The sequence below is a fragment of the Streptomyces sp. GLSS-08 genome, from assembly GCF_056387915.1.
The window spans coordinates 240348-260639 of record NZ_JBWJAQ010000012.1; the positions used below are offsets into that span (position 1 = coordinate 240348).

General features: G+C 72.6%; 22 protein-coding genes and 1 pseudogene. 12 read left to right on the top strand and 11 right to left on the bottom strand.

Annotated features, from left to right (window positions below; genetic code table 11):
• Positions 1 to 81: 81 nt before the first annotated feature.
• The 3 genes and pseudogenes from AC0ZLC_RS22755 to AC0ZLC_RS22765 all read right to left on the bottom strand — a co-directional run bounded on the left by AC0ZLC_RS22755 (position 82) and on the right by AC0ZLC_RS22765 (position 2307).
• Entirely contained in the window at positions 82 to 891 is an 810-nt protein-coding gene (locus AC0ZLC_RS22755) for a formate/nitrite transporter family protein (RefSeq protein WP_476753778.1), read from the bottom strand.
• 408 nt (positions 892 to 1299) lie between these two features.
• Positions 1300 to 1608 (bottom strand): annotated as a pseudogene (locus tag AC0ZLC_RS22760) (calcium-binding protein); the annotation flags it as partial.
• Positions 1609 to 1701: 93 nt separating this feature from the next.
• A complete protein-coding gene (locus AC0ZLC_RS22765; RefSeq protein ID WP_476753779.1) occupies positions 1702 to 2307 on the bottom strand; it encodes a hypothetical protein in 606 nt (201 codons plus the stop codon).
• Between the two features lie 712 nt (positions 2308 to 3019).
• On the opposite strand from AC0ZLC_RS22765, the gene AC0ZLC_RS22770 reads away from it, so the two are divergent.
• From AC0ZLC_RS22770 to AC0ZLC_RS22790, 5 genes are all read left to right on the top strand, one after another.
• Positions 3020 to 3235: a type II toxin-antitoxin system VapB family antitoxin gene (locus AC0ZLC_RS22770; RefSeq protein WP_476753780.1), complete on the top strand. Its 216-nt coding sequence runs from the start codon at positions 3020 to 3022 to the stop codon at positions 3233 to 3235.
• On the top strand, positions 3232 to 3654 hold the full coding sequence (locus tag AC0ZLC_RS22775) for a PIN domain-containing protein (protein ID WP_476753781.1): 423 nt from the start codon (positions 3232 to 3234) through the stop codon (positions 3652 to 3654). The genes AC0ZLC_RS22770 and AC0ZLC_RS22775 overlap by 4 nt, the downstream gene beginning before the upstream one ends.
• Positions 3655 to 3745: 91 nt before the next feature.
• Complete coding sequence (locus tag AC0ZLC_RS22780; RefSeq protein ID WP_476753782.1) at positions 3746 to 4093, top strand: hypothetical protein; 348 nt, start codon at positions 3746 to 3748, stop codon at positions 4091 to 4093.
• A 677-nt stretch (positions 4094 to 4770) separates the two neighbouring features.
• Positions 4771 to 4989: a hypothetical protein gene (locus AC0ZLC_RS22785; protein ID WP_476753783.1), complete on the top strand. Its 219-nt coding sequence runs from the start codon at positions 4771 to 4773 to the stop codon at positions 4987 to 4989.
• Positions 4990 to 6037: 1048 nt separating this feature from the next.
• On the top strand, positions 6038 to 6385 hold the full coding sequence (locus tag AC0ZLC_RS22790; protein ID WP_476753784.1) for a hypothetical protein: 348 nt from the start codon (positions 6038 to 6040) through the stop codon (positions 6383 to 6385).
• A 150-nt stretch (positions 6386 to 6535) separates the two neighbouring features.
• Here AC0ZLC_RS22790 and AC0ZLC_RS22795 read toward each other — a convergent pair whose 3' ends face one another.
• A complete protein-coding gene (locus AC0ZLC_RS22795) occupies positions 6536 to 7252 on the bottom strand; it encodes an ANTAR domain-containing protein (RefSeq protein ID WP_476753785.1) in 717 nt (238 codons plus the stop codon).
• 83 nt (positions 7253 to 7335) lie between these two features.
• The gene (locus AC0ZLC_RS22800) at positions 7336 to 7839 is read right to left on the bottom strand and encodes an ANTAR domain-containing protein (protein ID WP_476753786.1); all 504 of its coding nucleotides are present in this window, start codon (positions 7837 to 7839) and stop codon (positions 7336 to 7338) included.
• Between AC0ZLC_RS22800 and AC0ZLC_RS22805 the strand changes: the two genes are divergently transcribed.
• Positions 7765 to 8400: a GNAT family N-acetyltransferase gene (locus AC0ZLC_RS22805; protein ID WP_476753787.1), complete on the top strand. Its 636-nt coding sequence runs from the start codon at positions 7765 to 7767 to the stop codon at positions 8398 to 8400. The genes AC0ZLC_RS22800 and AC0ZLC_RS22805 overlap by 75 nt on opposite strands.
• Positions 8401 to 8637: 237 nt before the next feature.
• Here AC0ZLC_RS22805 and AC0ZLC_RS22810 read toward each other — a convergent pair whose 3' ends face one another.
• A complete protein-coding gene (locus tag AC0ZLC_RS22810) occupies positions 8638 to 9033 on the bottom strand; it encodes a DUF5994 family protein (RefSeq protein WP_476753788.1) in 396 nt (131 codons plus the stop codon).
• A 619-nt stretch (positions 9034 to 9652) separates the two neighbouring features.
• Between AC0ZLC_RS22810 and AC0ZLC_RS22815 the strand changes: the two genes are divergently transcribed.
• From AC0ZLC_RS22815 to AC0ZLC_RS22835, 5 genes are all read left to right on the top strand, one after another.
• Positions 9653 to 10051 (top strand): STAS domain-containing protein, encoded by a 399-nt coding sequence (locus AC0ZLC_RS22815; protein ID WP_476753789.1) that lies wholly within the window; start codon positions 9653 to 9655, stop codon positions 10049 to 10051.
• 84 nt (positions 10052 to 10135) lie between these two features.
• Entirely contained in the window at positions 10136 to 10531 is a 396-nt protein-coding gene (locus AC0ZLC_RS22820; protein WP_476753790.1) for a TOBE domain-containing protein, read from the top strand.
• A gap of 181 nt (positions 10532 to 10712) precedes the next feature.
• The gene (modA, locus tag AC0ZLC_RS22825; protein ID WP_476753791.1) at positions 10713 to 11552 is read left to right on the top strand and encodes a molybdate ABC transporter substrate-binding protein; all 840 of its coding nucleotides are present in this window, start codon (positions 10713 to 10715) and stop codon (positions 11550 to 11552) included.
• A complete protein-coding gene (locus AC0ZLC_RS22830; RefSeq protein WP_476753792.1) occupies positions 11549 to 12367 on the top strand; it encodes an ABC transporter permease in 819 nt (272 codons plus the stop codon). Before modA ends, AC0ZLC_RS22830 begins: the two co-directional genes overlap by 4 nt.
• A gap of 37 nt (positions 12368 to 12404) precedes the next feature.
• Positions 12405 to 13637: an ABC transporter ATP-binding protein gene (locus AC0ZLC_RS22835; protein WP_476753793.1), complete on the top strand. Its 1233-nt coding sequence runs from the start codon at positions 12405 to 12407 to the stop codon at positions 13635 to 13637.
• Between the two features lie 9 nt (positions 13638 to 13646).
• On the opposite strand, the gene AC0ZLC_RS22840 is transcribed toward AC0ZLC_RS22835, so the two are convergent.
• The 4 genes from AC0ZLC_RS22840 to AC0ZLC_RS22855 all read right to left on the bottom strand — a co-directional run bounded on the left by AC0ZLC_RS22840 (position 13647) and on the right by AC0ZLC_RS22855 (position 17454).
• Positions 13647 to 15128: a hypothetical protein gene (locus tag AC0ZLC_RS22840; RefSeq protein ID WP_476753794.1), complete on the bottom strand. Its 1482-nt coding sequence runs from the start codon at positions 15126 to 15128 to the stop codon at positions 13647 to 13649.
• Positions 15129 to 15357: 229 nt separating this feature from the next.
• Positions 15358 to 16278, bottom strand: coding sequence for an LAETG motif-containing sortase-dependent surface protein (locus AC0ZLC_RS22845; RefSeq protein WP_476753795.1), 921 nt, complete (start codon positions 16276 to 16278; stop codon positions 15358 to 15360).
• Positions 16279 to 16760: 482 nt separating this feature from the next.
• Positions 16761 to 17048 carry an SCO5918 family protein gene (locus tag AC0ZLC_RS22850; RefSeq protein WP_476753796.1) on the bottom strand — a complete coding sequence of 96 codons (288 nt, stop codon included), beginning with the start codon at positions 17046 to 17048 and terminating at the stop codon, positions 16761 to 16763.
• A 202-nt stretch (positions 17049 to 17250) separates the two neighbouring features.
• Positions 17251 to 17454: a cold-shock protein gene (locus AC0ZLC_RS22855; RefSeq protein WP_010986199.1), complete on the bottom strand. Its 204-nt coding sequence runs from the start codon at positions 17452 to 17454 to the stop codon at positions 17251 to 17253.
• Positions 17455 to 18016: 562 nt separating this feature from the next.
• Here AC0ZLC_RS22855 and AC0ZLC_RS22860 point away from each other — a divergent pair.
• Positions 18017 to 18826: a hypothetical protein gene (locus AC0ZLC_RS22860; protein WP_476753797.1), complete on the top strand. Its 810-nt coding sequence runs from the start codon at positions 18017 to 18019 to the stop codon at positions 18824 to 18826.
• 60 nt (positions 18827 to 18886) lie between these two features.
• On the opposite strand, the gene AC0ZLC_RS22865 is transcribed toward AC0ZLC_RS22860, so the two are convergent.
• Positions 18887 to 20269 (bottom strand): ANTAR domain-containing protein, encoded by a 1383-nt coding sequence (locus tag AC0ZLC_RS22865; RefSeq protein WP_476753798.1) that lies wholly within the window; start codon positions 20267 to 20269, stop codon positions 18887 to 18889.
• Positions 20270 to 20292: the final 23 nt, after the last annotated feature.

Here is a 20292-nt window from a genome sequence, read left to right on the forward strand (position 1 = left end):
CGACTTGGGCCCTTTTGGCCGTCTGGCCCCATGTGTCAGCCGCGGGCGTGAGCCGGGCGCCTCACGCCCGTCCTGCGACCTTCAGGAGCCGGCTTCGGCCGGTGGCCCGTCCTCGTTCAGCACCGGGGCACTGCGCACCAGACGCGGTGCCGTCGTCAGCAGGAGGCCGCCGACGATGTTGCCCAGGACCGCCCAGGCCAGCCACACCAGCCAGTCCGCGTAACCGTATGCCGTCCTGCCGGTGTGCAGGCCGGCGAACGCGATCAGGGAGTCCAGGATCGAGTGCCACAGTCCGAGTCCGGCCAGGACGAACGCGGCCATGATCGATGCGGTGATCTTCCCGGTCATGGAATCCGTGCCGTGGTGCATACGGGTCATGAGCGTGATGACGCTGCCGCCCAGCACGGCCAGGCAGAAGGTGCTCAGTGTGTACCCCCCGTCGACGAAGTGTGCGCCCGTCGTGGCCGCGGTGCGGTGCAGGTTGGGGAATGCCTGCATGACGATCCAGGTGAAGACCCATCCGCCGATCAGGTTCATCACCAGGACCGTCGCCCACATCCGCGCCAGGTCGAGCCAGGTGGCCGCGCCGGCGATCACGGTGGCGACGGGCACCAGGAAGCCCTCCGTGAAGAGCTCGCTGTGGCCGAGCAGCAGGGCGATGAGCCCCACGGAGAAGGCCAGTCCGGCCAGCAGTTCACTGCCGGTCTCGTGCCGCACGAACAGCAACACCATGACGCCTACACCCACATCGATGCCGCCGAGCAGCGAGGTGGCCACCAGCGACGTCCAGGTGCGGTGCAGCCGCGGCCGGCCCTCGGCCACGATTCGTTCCGCGGCCTCGGCGACTCGTCGTTCCCCGGGTCCCTGCATGATCTGGTCGTCCGGCTGCATGGTGGTTCCTCCGGTCCCGCGTGACCGCGGAAGCGTGTCGTCGGCCGCATCGTGGAAGCGTTCCCGATGAATCTTCGGTGACTCCGTCGCCGGATTCCGTCACCCACGCTCGTCCCACCCGGCTCTGGTTCGTGGAGGGCACGGAAACGGGTGTGGCCTGGTCGGTGAAGCACTGTCCCCGCTCAGGGCGACGCGCGGCAGCCGGCAGACTGGTCGAGGTGGAACGGGGCTCCCGGAGCCTTCGGGGTCCAACTCTCCTGGCAGCACGCGGGGCACCACCACGACGGCTTCCGCCAAGGCCGCCGGTGACTACGTCGACACGAAGTGATCAGCATCCGTCGGCGGGCGTCGCCGCTCGGCTGAGGGCTGTCGCCGGGTTCCGACTCGTGGAGCAGGAACCCGGCGGGGTCAGCGGACGTCGACGTAGTCGCCCGAGGCGGTGGCGGGTGCGGTGGTGGACGTGCCGGTGAAGGTGTATCGCCAGTAGCCGTCCGTCGACGCCTTCGCCGTGGTCTTCAGGGTTCCTGTGCTGCTCGTCGTGACCGTGTTCACGGTCGTGTACGTGGACGTCCCCTTCTTACGGAACTGCAGCTTCGCCGGCTGGCCGGCGTAGCCGTGGTAGCCGTCGCGCGTCTCCCAGTCCGCGCGGGAGAGCGTGCCGGTGACGGTAAGGGTCTTGCCCTTGGTCACCCGTTCGGGAGACGCGTTGGCCGTCACCCCACTCCGAGCGAACTGGCTGAAGCGGAGCCGCGCCGAGGGTCTCGCCCTGGCTGGTTCCGGCGGCCGGCGTCCGGTCCGGGAGGTTCAGGCTCAACTCGCCGGTGCCGTAGGACAGCAGCCGACTGTAGGTGACGCCCGGGGTGGCGTACTCGGTGACCGAACCGGCGACGGGCACCGAAGAGCCGATGAACACGCCCGTCCACTCGCCAAGGACGGAACGCTCTGCAGATGGGCCGTGGTCCGGGTGCCCGGGGCGCCCACCTTCGTGACGGTCTTCGCCAGGGTCGAGGCACGGACCGTCACGACGGGCGAGGCGGGCACCGTGGTCGTGAAGCTGTGCGTGAGGTCGTAGCGGTAGGGACTCGGCACGCTCGCCGAGGCTCCCTTCTTGGTGAGCACCTCGTGCAGGCGCAGCGAGACGCCACTGACCGAGAAGGGAGTGACGTACACCTTGTCGGCCCCCGAACCGGCGAAGCCCGCCAGGTCGCCGCCCGGAACACTGATCCACACGGCGGACGCGTCCCGGGTGGCGGTGGTGTCGTCGGCGCGGATGGCGGTCTCCTTGGCCGCGCGCTGGTCGAAGGTGACCGTCTTGGCGGCCGAACCGACCGAGAAGGTACGAGTGAGCAGGTAGCTGGGCTCCAGCCAGTCGTTGTGCAGCGCGACCGAGAAGTAGTCACCCGGCGGCAGCTTCACGGTCGACGAGGCGCCCGCGGTGTCGCTGTCGACGGCGTACGACGTCCAGGTCTTGCGGTCCCAGACGTAGAACAGCTTGGACCGGACGTCGGCGTTCGTGATGCTCAGCTTGACCGAGTATGCCGACGGCGGCGTACGTCGTCGTGGCAGGGTCCCGAGCGTCTTCGGTGCGCGCCGTCGACCGGAGCTTCGCAGTCGGGCGGTCCGCGGCGGACTTCGCGGTCGGCTGCACGGACACCGTGCCGTCCAACGACGCGACGGAGTAGCGTGTCGCGTCGGCGGCGCCTGCCGTGTCCGCCGTCACCCGGATGTCCCGTCCGTCGATGAGCTCGACGCGCCCGCGGTCCCCCAGCTCGGCGCTCCGCCCGGTAGGGAATGACACGTCCTCCGCCGGCGTGACCGTCCCTGTCGTGGCCGGTTCACCTTCCGACGCACCTGCCATGGGCGTGAGCAGCGTCAAGGCGGTCAGTGCCGCTCCGAACACCCCGCCGCAGCACGTCTTCGAATCCGCCCCATGCGGAAAACGGACATCAGTTGCCCCCTTGACTGTTTCCCCTGAGAACCGCCCCCGGTGCATCCGCCACAGAAAACGATCAGCTCACTCTGAGGGCGGTCCCGACATCGCCGAGAGGATTGCCCTGCACACCGGGGACCGTTCCCACACAGGTGTATATACTTGATGGCATTGTTGATATCTATGGAGGTGTAGTCGATGAGTCGCACCGTGATCGACCTGGACGATCAGCTGGTCGCAGACGTGGCCAAGGCCCTTGGCACCAGCACCAAGAGGGAGACGGTCAACACCGCCCTGCGCGAGGTGTTGGAGAACCGGCGCCGGGCCCTGGCCCTCACGCGCCTGCGGGCCGCAGCGGCAGACGGCGCCTTTGCCCTGGGTCTCTTCGAGGACAAGGGGAACTACCGCCGGTGAACGCCGCGCAGTTCCTGATCGACACCAGCGCACTCGCCCGCCTGCTGCGCGGCGACGCTGAACAGTACGGATGGGACCAGGCGGCAGCAGCCGGGCTCATCGCCACATGTCCCATCACCGAGCTGGAGTTCTTCTACAGCGCCCGCTCCGCCGCCGACCGCACCCGAGGCATCGAGGACATGCGCCTGATCTTCGGCTGGGTACCCGTCGACGATCGCGCCTACGACCGCGCCTGGCAGGTCCAGGAGATCCTCACCCAGCGTGAACAGCACCGCAGCGCGGGAGCCGTCGATCTCGTGGTGGCAGCCACGGCCGAACTACAGGGGCTGACCCTCCTGCACCGCGACCGGGACTTCGAGTGCATCGCCGCCGTCACTGGCCAGGCGCTTCAGTGGTACGGGCCAGAAGTCGGCAAGTGAGCCCGGATCGAGCAGCGACGGCCCCAGGAATCGACCGTGGGTGCAGGGTGCAGCCAGTTGTGGCGCATCGCGGGGCGAAGAAGAGGGCCGCATGATGCCTGGGGAAAAGACGCCGGTGGAGCAGACCCTGCGGCGCTCGTACACCACGGTCGACGGATTCACGTGCAACGTCACCCGACTGTCCGTCGAGCACCATGCCGACCGCACAGTGACATTCGTGTTTGACCTCACCGTGGAACGACCAGGTCACCCGGACGAATGCTGGGTGATCACTCTTCCGTGGGACGACAAGGCCTTTGCGGACGTACTCGCCTCTCCCGCACCCCCTCCGGACCGGTTGCAGCAGATGATCAACATCGTCCACGCCCTGCTGGAGGAGTGGTGGGCCACCAAGGCCCGCAACAGGCAGTCCGCGAAGATGGGCCGGCGTATCTCCTGAGCAGCCACGTTACCGAGTGTGCCCGTGGGTCCCGTGGGAGCACCGTCCGGACCGGGGTGCTCAGCCGGGTCCCCGGCCCTGGACCGGGAGATCCGGGTGGTGGGCCAGGAAGAGCATGTAGGCGATCGCCGCCGTTGCCCCGAGGAGGGACAGCACGCCGCCCACCACGGCCCGGGTCCCGCTCGTCCGGCCCGTCCTCGATGCCCGGTCTCGACGCAGGCCCGCACGAGGCCGACGAGGGCCAGTGGCAGGGCCAGGAAGCTGATCAGGACCCAGAACGGGCAGCAGAACCAGCACGCCACGGACGCCCCGCCGAACCAGACCGCGAGCCCTGCTCTCTCTCGCGTCTCGTCCCCGGTGTCGACAGAGGTCATGGACGGATCCAAGCAGAGCCCGTGGCGGGGTTCCGCGGCAGGCGGGAGGAGGGCCAGTTGCCGCGTACGGTCCGGGCTCCGGTAGGTGGTGCGCGGGTCGCCGGTCGCGTTTGCCCGGCGTGCGCGGACGGCGTGCCCCGGAGAAATTGTCGTACCGGCCGCGTGTGAGTGCCCTCGTCCGCCGCTTCGACCGGCCGGAATCCGGACAAGTCGAGAGAAAACCGGGCTCTGTCCGTCGCTGATGGCGGGTATCGCATGCCAAGGACGCAGCAGCCGGATCCGCGCAGGCGCATACTGGAGGCGATGACTAAGCCAGCCGCAAAGCGCTATCTGCCGACCAGCCCCTTCAAGGTCCCGGTCACGCCACCTCTCAGCGAGTTCGCCGTGGGGGACCGGGTCACGCACGACGTGTACGGCCTCGGCCAGGTGATCGGCATCGAGGACGGAATCGCGGTGCTCGTCGACTTCGGTTCCGTACAGAAGCGGATCATGAGTCCGTACTCCAAGATGAGCAAGCTGTAGGACCCCGTGCCCGTTCACGGCACGCCGACAGCCCTCCAGACCACGTACGAATGGGAGATCCCCCGTCGAATCGACCTCGCTGTTCTCCGCTCCTGAGGGAGCGCCCCGCACCGCCGACGCGGGTTCGCCGCCTCCTGCGACGAACCCCTTCCAGGCCCCGGACTTCGGGGAGGACGGATCTCACGACGAGACCTTCCTCACCGACGACGACGCGCACGCGTCATTCGCGGGCATGCGTGCGACCCATGGGCGCTGAGCACCCATCCCACGGTCAGGGCCGTCCCTCGGCCCCGTGCCGGAGAGACCCCCAGGCCGTGAACCTGGGGGTCTCGTACGCCCCGTCGCCGTTGCAGCCAAAGCCGCGACCGTAGCCGCAGCCACAGTGATGCGGCGGCCGTAGCCGCAGCGCGGCCACAGCCGCAGCAGCCGTGACCGCAGGCCGCACCGCAGCCGAGCCGTGGCTCCGCCATGGCCGTAGCCGGGTAGCGCGGCCATCACAACTGGGCAGCCATCGCGGCGGTGCCACGCAGCGCCGGCCTTCCGCCGACTCGGTCCGTCCACCCCAGGCATCCCCGCCCCCGCAGTGGCGGCGATCAGACGCGCGCCCGCACGCCCGCAGCCGCCGTGCGGCGCGCCCCCGGCGAGCACCCCCGAGCACGCGCCCCGGCCCGCGCCCCCGGAGTCCGCGCCCCGTCGGCCCGCGCCCCGCGCGCTCGTCTCCGAGTACGCCCGAGCTGTGTCCGGCCGCGGATCGCCGTGATGTCGGTCAGCAGCGACGACACCGCCGCGAGCGCGGTCCTGCTGCCCCGGGGGGCGTTTTCGGGGGTTCCGCCCGCCCCCGGGCCGTGGTCGCTCCGCAACTCTCCGGGCACGGTGCTTCGTTGACAGGGAGCGTCGCCGGGCGTTGACTGGCGGGACGGTGGAGACCGGCCGGGCGGGCCATGAGCGTCGAGGCCCCAGGTTCGGACCGGGCGCCGCGAGCCCGGCCTGACCCGGCCGAGGGGCCGGGTGGCACTCGGCCGACGCGACGCACAGGAAGTGGCACACGATGATGTACGACCAGGCACGCGCCCAGCAGCCCCCGGACAAGAACTCGGGAGCCGCCGCGCGCCGGGCCCAGGGGCCGGACTCCCTGATCCCCGCCGAGGAGCGGGACCGGGCCTCCCAGCGCCTGCGACAGGCCCTTCTCGACTTCGCGGAGACACCGCGCGAGGCGCTGGAAGACGCGGAGAGTGCCTTCGACGAGGTCACCGCGCGGCTTGCGGACGCCCTGGCGGAACGGCGGCGGGCGCTGCGGGCGGGCTGGCAGGACCAGGACGCCCAGGCGCAGGCGGAGGAGTTCCGGAACGCGCTGCGGCAGTACCGGGAGATCACGGAGCGACTGCTGCGCCTGTGAGGCGCGCTGCGAGGACCGGTGCCGGCCCGTTCGTAGGGCCACGGTCGTGCCTGTCGCAGTCCGGTCGACGCGGGTGGCGCACGCTCACGTGCGGCCGCCCGGAGGGGCGACTCCGGCGTGTCCCGCCGGGCCCGGCCGCGGCTCTGCGGGTCAGTCGGTCAGGCCGGGGAGCGGCTCCGAGTCGCTGACGAAGGCCAGGGCCAGATCGGCCAGGCGGCGGTTGTGCGCACGTGCGTAGCTGCGCAGTGCGGTGAACGCCTGTTCCATGTCGACGCCCTGGCGTTCCGCCAGCTTCCCCTTGGCCTGTTCGATCAGCACGCGGCTGTTCAGGGCGGTCTGGAGCTGCTCGTTCAGGGCGGTGCTGCGGTGTGCGGAGCGGTGTTGCAGCAGGCTGATGGTGGCGACGTCGGCCAGGGCCTGGGCGAGGGACGTGGCGGCCGGATCGTAGGGGCCCGGGGTGGCGCGGAACAGGTTCAGCGCGCCGACGACCTCGTCCCGCAGCCGCATCGGCAGCGCCTGGACCGCCCCGAACCCGCAGAGACGGGCCGCCTCGGTGAAGTGCGGCCAGCGGTCGGCCTGCGCCGACAGGTCGGGCACCGAGACCGGCGCGCCGGAGCGGAAGCAGTCGAGGCAGGGTCCCTCGTCGCTCTGCAGCTGGAACAGTTCCAGGAGGCGCACCTGTTCGTCGGAGGCGGCCATGACGCGGAGGGTGCCGTCGAGGTCCGCGAGCAGCACGCCGGCGGCACTCGCGTCGAGCATGCTCACGCAGCGGTCGGTCAGCAGGCGGAGGAAGTCCATCAGGTCGAAGTCGGCGACCAGGTTGTCGGCCAACTCGACGAAGGTCCTGGCGAGGAGCCGCTCATCCATCGTGCACACCTTCTGTCGCAATCGGTCTGCCGGGGAGGGGCGGGACGTACGGAGAGGCAGTCATGGCCGTCCGTCCCCGGCCGTCAGTCGTCGCCACCGGGCCCACCCGCCTCCGGCCCCGGTGCCGGCCTCGGTCCCGGCCTCGGTTCCGGATTCGGTTCCGGCCTCGGTTCCGGATTCGGTTCCGGCCTCGGTTCCGGATGCGGCTCCGAACCCGCGCCCGGACTCGTGTCGTACGACTGCCCGTCCGGGGTCATCTGCAACCGGCGGGCCAGTACGTCGGAGGCGACCTCGGCGAGACGGCGCCCGTTCGCGTACGCAGGGGCCCTCAGTCGTACGAACGCCTCCTCGATGCCGACACCGAGCTGGACGGTGAGCATGCCGCTCGCCTGGTCTGCCGACGCGCTGACCTTCGCGGACGCCGCTGATTCCGACGCCCGGTTTACCCCGCGGGCCCGCACTGTCACGATGCCGAGTCCGGGGGTGTCCGCCCCGCGGCGGGGGAGGTTCGTATGACCGAGGTGTACTTGCGCAGGCTGTCCCGGTGGCAGGCCGAGCAACAGCGGGACGGTGTCGCGGACGTGCACGTGACGGCGTACCGCGGTGCCGCGGGTGCCGAGTACCGCGACCGTCAGAGTTTTCTGCGGCGGTTCGAACAGCACGTGCAGCAGCAGGACTTCGACATGGTGGTCGCCGACACGAACGGTCTGGTGGGCTGTGCCTACGGGTTCCGGATCGACCGCACCGGCGACTGGTGGTCGGACTTCCGCGGCGGCCTGCCGCCGGACATCGAGGAACTCACCGCCTCGGGACGGACGTTCCTGCTGGCCGAGCTGATGGTCCTGCCGGGCCTGCGGCGCCGCGGGATCGCGACCCGGCTGGCCGAGCGGCTGCTGGCGCGCCTCGACACCGACCTGGTCGTCGCGACCGTGGACCGGCCGGACGAGAACGGCCACGCGAACGCGGCGGCCAGGGCCCTGCACACCTGGGGCTGGTCGAGACTCGGCGAGGTCGGCCCGCCTGCCGTGCCGGACGCCGGAATCGGTGCCGGCACCGGACCCCACGGCGGGGGCGGCCCCGGCATCGGCGTCGATGCCGGCCCCAAGACGGTCACCCGGGAGGTCTGGATCCGCAGACCACCGCGTTGAAGCGCCCACCGCACGCGGGCACCAAGGGCACGTTCGTCGGCGCCGACGGGCGCGGGGCGTGTCCGTGGGCGCCGGTCGGCACCGGTCGTGCCAGTACGCACCGCCCGGCACCGGCCGTGCGGGTACACACCGGCCGGCACCAGCCGTGCGAGCACACGCCGGCCGGCACCAGCCGTGCCAGTACCCGCCGGCCGGCACCGGTCCCATCAGCAGGCGTCGGCCGAAACCTTTGTGGTGTCAATGGGCGCCGGCCGCCGCTGCCGTCATCAGCGGTTCGGCGTCCGCCGCGTCGGCCTCCGGGGGCACGACCAGCAGGTCCCAGCGGCCCCGGCCGGGGCTGACCAGACAGACGGTGTGCGTGCCGTGCGTGCGCGCGGACCGGCGCACTCGTACGACGTGGTTGGCGACGAGCATCCGGCCCGGACCCGCCGACCACATGGCCGTGTCGACGGTGACGCCGGTGATGTGTCCCCATGCGGCGGGCAAGACGCTCAGCAGCAGCGGCAGTTCGGCCAGGAGGTCGCGCGAGCGGGGCCACCATGCCCCGTCGATGGGGCGCGGCGAGGTGCTGGGCGGTGCCAGCCGGAGGCGGGCGGCGGGCTGGGCGGGCACGGGCTGGAGGGCGGTGGCCATGGAGGCGCTCCTGTCTGGGGCACGGCTTGGGCGTGCCATGGGCTCGGGTACGGCGTGCCTCGGGGCGGGCCGGGCGAGCGGGGCGGAGCGGTCGAACCGGTCGACAGCCACGCCTCCCCGACCTCGAGGCGCGCGGTCCGGCCGGGGTCTCGGGCTGTCCTCGCGTGTTGGTGTGCGATGCGTGATCGCGTGGAGCGGGAGGGAGAGTGGGGTGACCGTCGGGTGACGACCTCACTCCGCTCGGCGCGGGTGCCGAGCCGGTTGCCACGCATGGCACAGGGGTTGCCCGGTCCGGTGCCCGAAAGGGGCCGCCCTACACGTCGGCCGGTGCGCGCGACCGGTCGGCCCCCCATCCCCGGCTCGACACTCGCTCACATTCCGCAGAATTTCGTCCGCCGATCGCCATAAATCGACCAATCATGATCACCTGACGATCTCATTCGGGCAGATCGGGAGTAGCACGGCTCGTCTTCCGCCAGAGCCATACGCTGGTCCTGCGGCAGCCCGTGCCCCCGGCCCTCACCGTGCAGTTCCGTTCCGCGCAACCGAGGCCCTGCGCAAGGCGAGGCTCCTCCCGTAGGGGACGGACCGGACCGATGGGGAAAGAGGAGTTGGGGCGATGGCCGCTCAACCCGACCTGTTCGACGAGTGCCGCATGATCCGGGCCTGCGGCGAGCTGGACCTGACGACCACCCCGGACCTCGCCCGCGATCTGGAGGACGCCCGGCAGGGCACCGGGCGCCTCTTCCTCATCGTCGACCTGCGCAGGGTGACGTTCATGGACGGCAGCGTCCTGGACCCGCTGTGCTCGGCCTGGGAGGACTGCCGGGGACGACGGGGCTGGGCACGCGTCGTCTACACCCGGCCGGGACTGGGGCTGGTCCTGAGAGCGGGCGCGCTCCAGACACGTTTCCCCCGGTACGCGAGCGCCCAGAACGCCTGGCGGGGCATGCCGGCCGACCTGTGCCGGCGCGGCGGGCCGCGGCCCTGGGAGGCCGGGGCGGCAGGCGTCGGGTGAGGGGCCCGCGGTCGTGAAGGACCGGGGCGGCCGACGTCGGGTGATGTTTGCAGATGCCAGGTTTTCGCGCCTATGTTGGCGCGCATGCAGTCGTACACCATCGGACAGGCGGCCCGTCTGCTCGGCGTGAGCCCGGACACCGCACGGCGCTGGGCGGACGCCGGCCGCGTGGCCACCCACCGGGACGCGGGCGGCAGGCGGCTCGTCGACGGCCGGGATCTCGCGGCGTTCTCGGTCGAGCTCGCCCGGACCGGGGACGACGATGAGCACGTCGCCCACACCTCCGTACGCAACGCCTTCCCCGGCATCGTCACGGCCGTGAAGCTCGGGGATGTCGCGGCGCAGGTGGAGATCCAGGCCGGACCGCACCGGCTGGTCTCCCTGCTCACGCGCGAGGCCGTGGAGGAACTGGGCCTCGAGGTCGGCATGGAGGCCACGGCCCGCGTGAAGTCCACCAGCGTGCACATCGACCGCGCGTAGCGGCAGCGCTGGGCGAACGCCGGAGCCGTAGAAACGCACATGCGCGTGTTCATGTCCGATCGAGCAGCTCATGCGATGCGACAAGAGACTTATGGCTCGCATCTGCGGAAGTATGATCGATGTAGGCCCGGCTGACCCGTTCAGAGCCCGGCGCGGCACCTGCCCCGAGGAGTGCACCGTGATGACCTGTTCAGCGCGCCGGACGCGCCGCATTCGCCGGACCCTGCGGGTGGCGGGTGCGGGGGCCGCCGTACTGCTGGCCGTGAGCGCCTGCTCCTCCGGCGCCGACTCCGACGCCGGCTCGGGATCCGGGGACGGCGGCGGGGCCTCGGACTCCCGGAAGATCTCCGGGACGGTGAACGTTTTCGCGGCCGCCTCGCTGAAGGAGAGCTTCACGACGCTGGGCAGGCAGTTCGAGAAGGCCCACCCCGGTACGGAGGTGGCCTTCAACTTCGGCGGCAGCGACACGCTGGCCGCCGGAATCACCGGGGGCGCCCCGGCCGATGTGTTCGCCGCCGCCAGCCCCAAGACGATGGCGCTCGTCACCGACCACAAGGACGCGGCCGGTCCCCCGGTCACCTTCGCCCGCAACCAGCTGGAGATCGCGGCCCTGCCGGGCAACCCCGACAAGATCCACTCCCTGAAGGACCTCACCAAGTCCGGCCTCAAGGTCGTGCTGTGCGACAGGACCGTGCCGTGCGGCGCCGCCGCGCAGAAGGCGCTGGACAGCGCCGGCCTGAAGCTCACCCCGGTCTCGTACGAGCAGGACGTCAAGAGCGCCCTGACCAAGGTGGAGCTGAAGGAGGCCGACGCCGCGGTCGTCTACAGGACCGATGTGAAGGCGGCGGGTGACAAGGTGGCGGGCGTGGAGTTCCCCGAGTCGGCCAAGGCTGTCAACGACTGTCCGATCGCGCTGCTCGAGAACGCGCGCGAGGACGCCGCGGCGAAGGCGTTCATCGAGCTGGTGCGGTCCGCCGACGGTCTGCGGGTACTGACCTCGGCCGGGTTCCTCGCGCCGTGACCCGGGCGCGGCGCGGGACGGCCGGGACCGGGGCGCTGGGCCGGGCCCCGCTTGCGCTGCTCCTGCCCGCCCTCGTCGGTCTGACGTTCCTGCTGCTGCCGCTGGTGGCCCTGCTCGTACGGGCCCCGTGGCGCAGTCTCCCGGACCAGCTGACCAGCCCGGAGGTCTGGCAGGCCCTCCGGCTGTCCCTGGTCTCCGCCACCGCGGCCACCGCGGTGAGCCTGCTGCTGGGGGTGCCGCTTGCCTGGCTCCTCGCGCGGACCGACTTCCCCGGACGCGGGTTCGTACGGGCGCTGGTGACGCTGCCCCTCGTCCTGCCGCCGGTGGTGGGCGGTGTCGCGCTGCTGCTGGCGCTCGGCCGCAACGGCGTCGTCGGGCAGTGGCTCGACTCGGCCTTCGGGATCACGCTGCCGTTCACCACGGCGGGGGTGGTGGTCGCGGAGACGTTCGTGGCGATGCCGTTCCTCGTGATCAGCGTGGAGGGCACCCTGCGGGCGGCCGATCCGCGGTACGAGGAGGCGGCGGCCACGCTGGGCGCGTCCCGCTTCACCGCGTTCCGCCGGGTGACGCTGCCGTTGATCGCGCCCGGGATCGCGGCGGGGTCCGTACTGGCGTGGGCCCGCGCGCTCGGCGAGTTCGGCGCGACGATCACGTTCGCCGGCAACTTCCCCGGCCGTACGCAGACCATGCCGCTGGCCGTCTACCTCGCCCTGCAGAACGAACCGGCCGCGGCCATCGCACTGAGCCTGGTGCTGCTGGCGGTGTCGATCGCCGTCCTCGCAGGCCTGCGGGACCGCTGGATGACGACCACATGACCACCCCCCGACCTCACCGCCACCGAACGGCCACCACATGACCGACGCCGAACCCACGAGGGCCGGGGACCCCGCCGGGGATGGGGACCCCGCCAACTCCGGCACGCCCGACTCCGGCACGCCCGACTCCGGCACGCCCGACTCCGGTGGGGCGAAAGCCGGTGGGGCGAAAGCCGGTACGGCCAACGCCGGTACGGCCGAGGAGACCGCCCGCGGTGAGGCCGCCGCCCCCGGTCTCGACGCACGTCTTCTCGTGGAGCGCGGGGATTTCCGGCTCGACGTGGAGCTGAGGGCCGCGCCCGGTGACGTCGTCGCCCTGCTCGGGCCCAACGGGGCCGGGAAGACCACCGCGCTGCGGGCGCTGGCCGGGCTCACCCCGCTCTCCGACGGCGGCCGGCTGCGTCTGGACGGGGTGCCGCTGGACCGGACGCCGCCCGAATCCCGTCCGGTGGGCGTCGTCTTCCAGGACTATCTGCTCTTCCCGCACCTGTCCGCCCTGGACAACGTCGCGTTCGGGCCGCGCTGCCAGGGCGTCCCGAAGGCGGCGGCCCGGGCGCAGGCCGCCGCCTGGCTGCAGCGGATGGGGCTCGCCGACCACGCCGGCGCCAGGCCGCGCCGGCTCTCGGGCGGGCAGGCCCAGCGCGTCGCCCTCGCCCGCGCCCTGGCGACCGGCCCCCGGCTGCTGCTCCTGGACGAGCCGCTCGCCGCGCTCGACGCGCGCACCCGGCTCGACGTACGGGCCCAGCTCCGGCGTCATCTCGCGGACTTCGAGGCCGTCGCGGTCCTCGTCACGCACGATCCGCTGGACGCGATGGTGCTGGCGGACCGGCTGGTCGTCGTCGAGCACGGTCACGTGGTCCAGGAGGGCACGCCCTCCGACATCGCGCGCCACCCCCGGACGGACTACGTCGCCCAGCTGGTCGGCCTCAACCTCTACCGGGGCCGCGCCGAAGGCCACACCGTGCGCCTCGACGCGGGCCCGGAGATCATCACGACCGAGGACCTGTCGGGTCCCGTCTTCGTGGCCTTCCCGCCCGTGGCGGTCACCCTCCACCGGGACCGCCCCACCGGCTCCAGCGCCCGGAACCTGTGGCAGTGCCGGGTCAGTGGTCTGGAGACACACGGCGACCAGATCCGCGCGGACCTCACCGGGGAACTCCCCCTAGCCGCCGACCTGACCGCCGTCGCCGCCGCCGAACTCGGCCTCCATCCCGGCGCGCCGGTCTGGGCGACCGTCAAGGCCACCCAGACGCACGCCTATCCGGCCTGACCGCCGGGCTCAGGGAGCGACGAAGGCGTACATTCCGGCGACGGGCCGCGGCCGCCAGGTGCGGGCGTAGGGCGGGGGGCGGCCGTCGGGCTCGGCCAGCGCGGCGACCGGCATCCGCCGCGCGGCCCGTTCGACGCCCGCCCGTGTGATGTTGGCGTTGTGGCCCGAGACATTGGCGGAGGAACACCCGGCGTAGAAGGCGACGGGGATGGCCTCCTCGCCGGTGAGCAGGCACGGCGGGCGTACGCCGATCCGGTGCAGCTCGGCCGCCGTACGGGCCCAGTCACGGTGCGCGGCGGTCGTGCGCTCCACGGCGCGCTCCAGCACCGCGTACTGCACGGCCAGATGCCCGGCGAGACCGAGTGCCACCAGCGTCGCGGTCACCGGCCGCAAGGCCCGGTCCGGTGCGGTGATCAGGTGGACGAGTCCGTCGGCGACGGGGATCGCGAGCAGGGCGTAGACGGGGAGCAGGAAGCGCGGCGCGGCGTATCCGATCATGAAGAGGTAGGGGGCCCCGGCGGTCGCGGCGCAGACGAGCGGCAGCAGCGTGCCGGCCGTCCGCCCGGCCCGGACGGCGACGACGAGACCGAGCACGGCGAGCAGCGGCAGGACGAACCACCACAGCAGCACCGCCGTGCTGGGCAGGGGGCCGTCGCACGGGCGGCACAGGGCCCGCCCGTCCAGGCTGCGCAGCTGGTCCAGGACGGCGATGTTCCAGCCGAGGCCGCCCTGGATGTCGGCGGCCTCGGACAGCCGCGCGCCCAGCCCCCCGAAACCGGTGTACGCCTCGACGACCCACTGGCCCGCCCCGGCGGCCAGCCCGGCTCCGAGTGCCGCCGACAGCCTCCACCTCCGGTCGCAGACCGCCCAGACCAGCAGGGGTGCGGCCGTCCACACGGCGTCGGTGGGCCGCATCCACGCCATCAGCGCGACGCTCGCCGCCACGCCCCACGGCGCGGCCCGGTCGAGGCGGCCCACGCGGGCCCGCAGGAAGAGGCCGACGGCCGCGAGGGCGCCGACGGCGACCCAGTAGTTGGGCATGGCCTGAGGACCGTAGAACAGGGTCACCCACAGCGTCGCGAACAGCGCGCCCCCCAGGGCGAGGACCCGCGGCGGGAACAGTCCGCGCCAGGCACGCAGCGCCAGGAACAGCCCGAGCCCCGACAGCACCGCCAGATGGACCCGCAGCAGCGCGGTGGACGACGACCAGGTGGCGACCGGCGCCACCAGCAGGGACACCCCGCGGGCGCGCGGCGCGCTGAAGAAGGCCGCCGGACTGTGGGGGGTGACCTGGCTGACGTACACCACCTCGTCCCAGCCGAGGCCCATCCGGGGGTGTACGAGGATCAGCTGGGCGAGGGTGAACCCGCCCGCGACGAGGGCCGGCCAGCCGCGGCCGGCCGTCGGCGGCCGTGCGGCGCGGGGCCCCGGTGACGGCGCCCACCGCCCGGCGCCGACGGTCCGGACGCCCAGGGTCCCGGCCTCGTCCACCCTTCACCACTCCTGCCGGCCCGAACCGCACGAATATCCCAAAACACTGACAAATTACCCCGAGCTGTGCGGTCGCGCCCGGTGAGTCCGGCCCGGCCGACGGGTCGCGGGCCGCACGGGCGCCGGCCGCCGCCGGGGACCGGGAAGGGCCCGGCGCCCGATGAGCGGGAGCGCCGGGCCCTTGGGGGCGGGGACGGGGAACGCGGGGCCGGGAGCGGGAACGCGTGGGTCAGGAGCGGGACTTGGCCGTACGGCGACGGGTGGCCACGGCGATGCCGGCACCGGCGGCGAGCAGGGCCGCGGCTCCGCCCGCGATCGGGAGGGTGTTGCCGCCGCCGGTCTCGGCGAGGTCGCCCGCCGGGGTGGGCTCACCGCCGTTCGGGGTGGGCGCCGCGGCCGTGGTGGACTCCGCCGCGGACGGCGTGGACTCCGTCTCCGGCGCCGACGGGGTCGTGGACGCGGGCGGGGCCGACGCGGGGGCCGTCGAGGCCGGGGGCGTGGAGGCGGGCGGGGTGGTGGCCGGCGTCTCCGGCGTCTCGGACGTGCAGTCCTTCGTGCCGCCGTTCCACGCGGCGATCAGCTTGTCCTTGATGACCGGGCGGTCGGGCCCCTGCGGCACGTCACCGTGCTCGAAGCCGTCGTTCGCGTCGGCCCTGCCGTCGAACCTGACCTTGCCCCGGTACAGGTCGACCTGTGCGAAGCAGCCCGCGTCCGGCACCGAGATGTCCAGCGAGTCGGTCTCGCCCTGCTTGACCGTGACCGTGTCGAAGTCGTGGAAGACCTGGACACCGGACGTCTTGAAGGTCGCGCCGTGCGTCCGGTAGGCGGCGAGCGACGCGGTGCACGTCGTCGCGTCCTGTGCGGTCCGCACCTTGATGTGGACCTTGCCGTCCTCGGTGGGCCGCAGGTTCAGGTCGTCGACCCGGACCGAGTCGGCGAACTCGGTGCCGTCCAGGGAGAACTGGCAGCGATCGGTCTCGGTCACCGTGCCGGGACCCTGCCCGGACGTGTAGGCGCGACCGGACTTCTCCCAGCCGTCGCCGCCCGGCGTGCCGGAGGCCCACGCGCTGGTCGTGCCGGCGGAGAGGGCGACGACGGCGGCGCCCGTCCCCAGCAGGCAGCGCATCGTGACACGTCTCGCTATGGACATGCGGATCCCATCGTGAGTTGCGAGACCCGGACGACGGCAGCGGGCAGCACGAAGCAGGCCGGAGGCCGGCCGCACCGGGGATCATGGGTCGTGGAAACACCGGGCTCACTGGTCACGTAAGCCACAGTGCGAGCACATCGTCGATCACCGCGTGATCACTGTCAACCTTGTTGAACGCGCACGTACTTCACGCGTCATCACCCGAGGTCCACACAGGGAACCGGTTGTTCCGGGACTCCGGCGCTCCGGACGCTCCCCCGTGCGGGCGTTCCGTCGCTCCGGTGGGCGCCGGTCACGCCGGGCCGGGCGGTCAGCGGGAACATCCCGACGGTGCGTCACGTCGGTGGATCGTGGGCAACGGGCCCTGGGCGCGGGGAACTTCACCACTGCACACGGGCACGGGCCGAACGGGGAAAGCAGTCGACGCGCCGACCGCCGTGTGGGCGGCCGCCGCGTTTGTCCCGGCGGAGGTCGCTGCTCGGTTACGCCGTCTCGGTCCAGCCGGGCGCCGCGGGGGCGGCCGGTGCGGCCGGTGCGGCGGCGGGGCGGCAGGTGAATCCCAGCCGGGTGAGCGCGCGGGCGACCTCGGACTCGGTGAAGTCGCGGCGGTCCTGCTTGGTGATCACTTCCCCGACCTGCTTGATGGGGTACGTGTGTGAGCCGACGGTCACGGACGCGCCGGTGACGGGCTCGGGCCGGACACTCGCCATGGAGTGCTCCACCTCGCTCTTGATGAGATCGAAGGGGAATCGGGCGATCACACAACGCATGGTGCCTCCGCGGGGCGAGATTCGGTGCTGATCCGGACACCGGAACGAGACCGGCGTGATGTGACCGAGGCCGGAATGCCGTACCCGGAAAGGCCCGGAAAACGAAAAAGCGGGTGGCCGGGACCCGCACCCCTTGGTGCGGGTCCCGGCCACCCGTAACGCTTCAGCCGACCCGGAGGTCAGGCGTCAGGCGTGTCCCAGGTCAGGCGGGGACGATGTTCTCGGCCTGCGGGCCCTTCTGGCCCTGCGTGACGTCGAAGGTCACCTTCTGGCCTTCCTGGAGCTCACGGAAGCCCTGGGTGGCGATGTTCGAGTAGTGGGCGAAGACGTCAGCGCCGCCGCCGTCCTGCTCGATGAAGCCGAAGCCCTTTTCAGCGTTGAACCACTTCACGGTACCAGTAGCCATGTCAAATCTCCTTACGGGAGCAGTGCTCGAAGGCCCGCACTGTGCGGACCCGCGGTCGCCGCGATGATTGCCCCGTCCGGAGATAAAACACCGGAATGCAGAAGCGAACCGCCCAGTACTGACCGGAAGGTTGCGCTCCAAGACTTTGGGAACCACAACTGCAACTGAAATGGACAGTAGCACGGCAGCAGCCGAGGAGGGCGGACCACTATGTCACCCCGTCCGGACAAATAACAAAACCTGTCGGCGCATCCCGTCGATTTCTGCTTTCGTCGCGACAGATATTCAGCCGGCCTCGCCGGAGGCGCTCCCGCGGTCCCCAGTTGCCGCAACGCCGAGCGCGGTTCGGGGAGTGCGGGACCGGACACGCGGTCGGGTTCCGGCGGTGTAGCCCACGTCACTCGTATGTCACCCGTACGGACCGGCGCGGTGGTGGGCGCGCACGGGGAGTGGTGCCTTGAGGGCAGACGGGCACGACCGATCCCCGGCCTCCCGGGACGCATCCGCCCGGGACGCATCCGCCCGGGCCCCATCGGCCCGGAACCGCGCTGGAGGTACCGCCATGCACCGACTGCCCCGCCTTCTCGCCGCCGCCCTGGCAGCGGGCGCCCTGCTGACCTGCGCGGCCTGCTCGGCGGGTGGCGGCACCGGCAGGGGCGGCGGTACGTACGCGGGAGCGGGTGACCCGGCGGCCTCCGCGTCACCCGCCGGGAAGAAGGATCCCGCGGCTCCCGCCGCCGCGGGCGCGCTCACCGACGCGCAGGCCGCGAACGCGCGGCTCGTCCTCGGCGACCTCGGCCCTCGGTGGGCACCCACCGAGGGCGCCGCGACCTGGCACGACGCACTCCTCAAGGGCACCGCCGACGAGCCGGACTGCCGGCGGCTCCTCGACGGCCTGTACGAGGACAACCTGCTGGGCGAGCCCTCCGGCGGGCGGGCGGTCGCCGGTTTCGACGACACCGAGAACGGCGCCCAGCTGCGCCACGTCGTCGCCGCGTACGGGCGGTCCCACCTGGACACCGCCATGGACTGGCTGCGGGGCCTGCCCGCGCGGTGCGGCGAGTTCACCGCCACGGACGGCAAGGGCGTCGGGAGGGCGGTCCAGGTCGCCGACCTGCCCGTCCCCGGGCTGGGCGACGCGAGGCAGGGCCTGCGGATGACCGTGGCCGGAGACGTCGAGCAGATCCCCGCCACGCTCACCCTGGACGTCGTGGCGGTACGCGTCGGTGACAGTGCCCTCGTGCTGACCGACGGCGGCCTCTACGGCACCGACGACGCGTCCACCCGGCAGGGCGCCGAACGCGGCACCCAACGACTGAAGGACGTGCTGGCAGCACGGTCGGCCGGGGCGCCGTCCACGCGTCGGCGCTGACGCCTCCGCCGTCCCCGGAGCCTCCGCCGTCCCCGGGGGCCGGCGGACACCGAACCCGCGCTACTCGCGGTGGAACCGCTTCCGGTGTGCCAGCACCTCGCGGGCCGCCGACCCCGCCGTACGGCTGTGGGCGAACGCGTACCCGCGCAGCCGGGCCAGCGCGTCGTCGGGGCCGATGCCGAGCTGGGCCATGATCATGCCGATGGCCTGGTGGATCTCGTCGTGGTCCGGGGTCAGCCGGCTCAGCCACGAGTCCTCGCGGACCGCCGTCCACTCTCCGCGGGGCAGCGACATCAGGGCGACCGTCACGACTCCGGCCACGAGGTGCCCGGTGTTCAGCTCGCGCCGGGTCGGCTCGCCGGGGGAGTCGCGGTAGAGGTCGAGCGTGCCGACGCACACCTTGTTGTCACCCAGCGGCAGCGAGTACACCGCCTGTACGCCCACGCCGGTGGCCTGCTCGGCGAACATCGGCCAGCGGCCGGCGTCGACGCCGCCCGTCAGGTCGCGGGCGATGACGGCGGCGCCGGCCGAGGCCGCGTCAAGGCAGGGGCCCTCGCCCAGCGTGCCCTGCACGTCCGCGATCCGGGCGGCCGTCTCGTCGCTCGCGCCCAGCCGCACGGGCAGTCCGTCGCTGCGCAGCGACATGCTCGCGCCGCTGACCGGGAGCAGCGCGACCGCCGCGGCGCACAGCCGCCCCGGAAGCTCCTCCAGCGGCACGTCCCAGACTGCGTCGGCGATCGCCACGGCGATCTCGAAGTCGGCGTCCGCGGACTCTCCGGCCGAGACCGCCCCGAAGTCCGGCGCGGCACCCGGCCGCCGACCGGGGTCGCCACCCGGGCAGGACCCGGCTTCCGGCCCCTGGCCGGCCGGGGGCGCCGACTCGGACCCCGGGTCCGGGGCCGACGCGGGTGCCGGGTCCGGGGCCGACGCGGGCGCCCGGCCCTGGAGCGACTCGGGGGGCGGGTCCTGGAGCGACTCGGGGGGCGGGTCCTGGGGGGACTCGGGTGCCGGGTCCAGGGGTGACTCGGGCTCACCACCCAGGGCCCACTCGGACGCCGGGTCCAGGGGGGACTCGAATGCCGGGTTCAGGACCGACTCGGACGCCGGGTCCAGGAGTGGCTCGGGTGCCGGGTACAGGAACGTCCACGCCTGCAACCACGCCTGCGACCCCGGAACGGAGCCCGTGCCCGGCGTCGCTCCGCCGGCCGTGTTCCTGCCGTCGTCGTGCGTCCCGCTGCCGGGGTCCATGTCTCCCTCGGGTTCCGGGCCGGGCCGGGAGGGCGCGCGTGCCCCGCGCTCGGAGCCACCGCCCGCGTCGGAGCCGGGACCGGGGGACGCTCCGGTCCCCTCGCCGTAGGGGTCGCCGCCCCGGTGCCCGTCACGGACGTCCGGGGAGTCGTCGCCGGAATCCGACGCGCCGCAACCGTCCTTGCTCGACCGCACGACCACCGCCTCCTTCCGCCCTG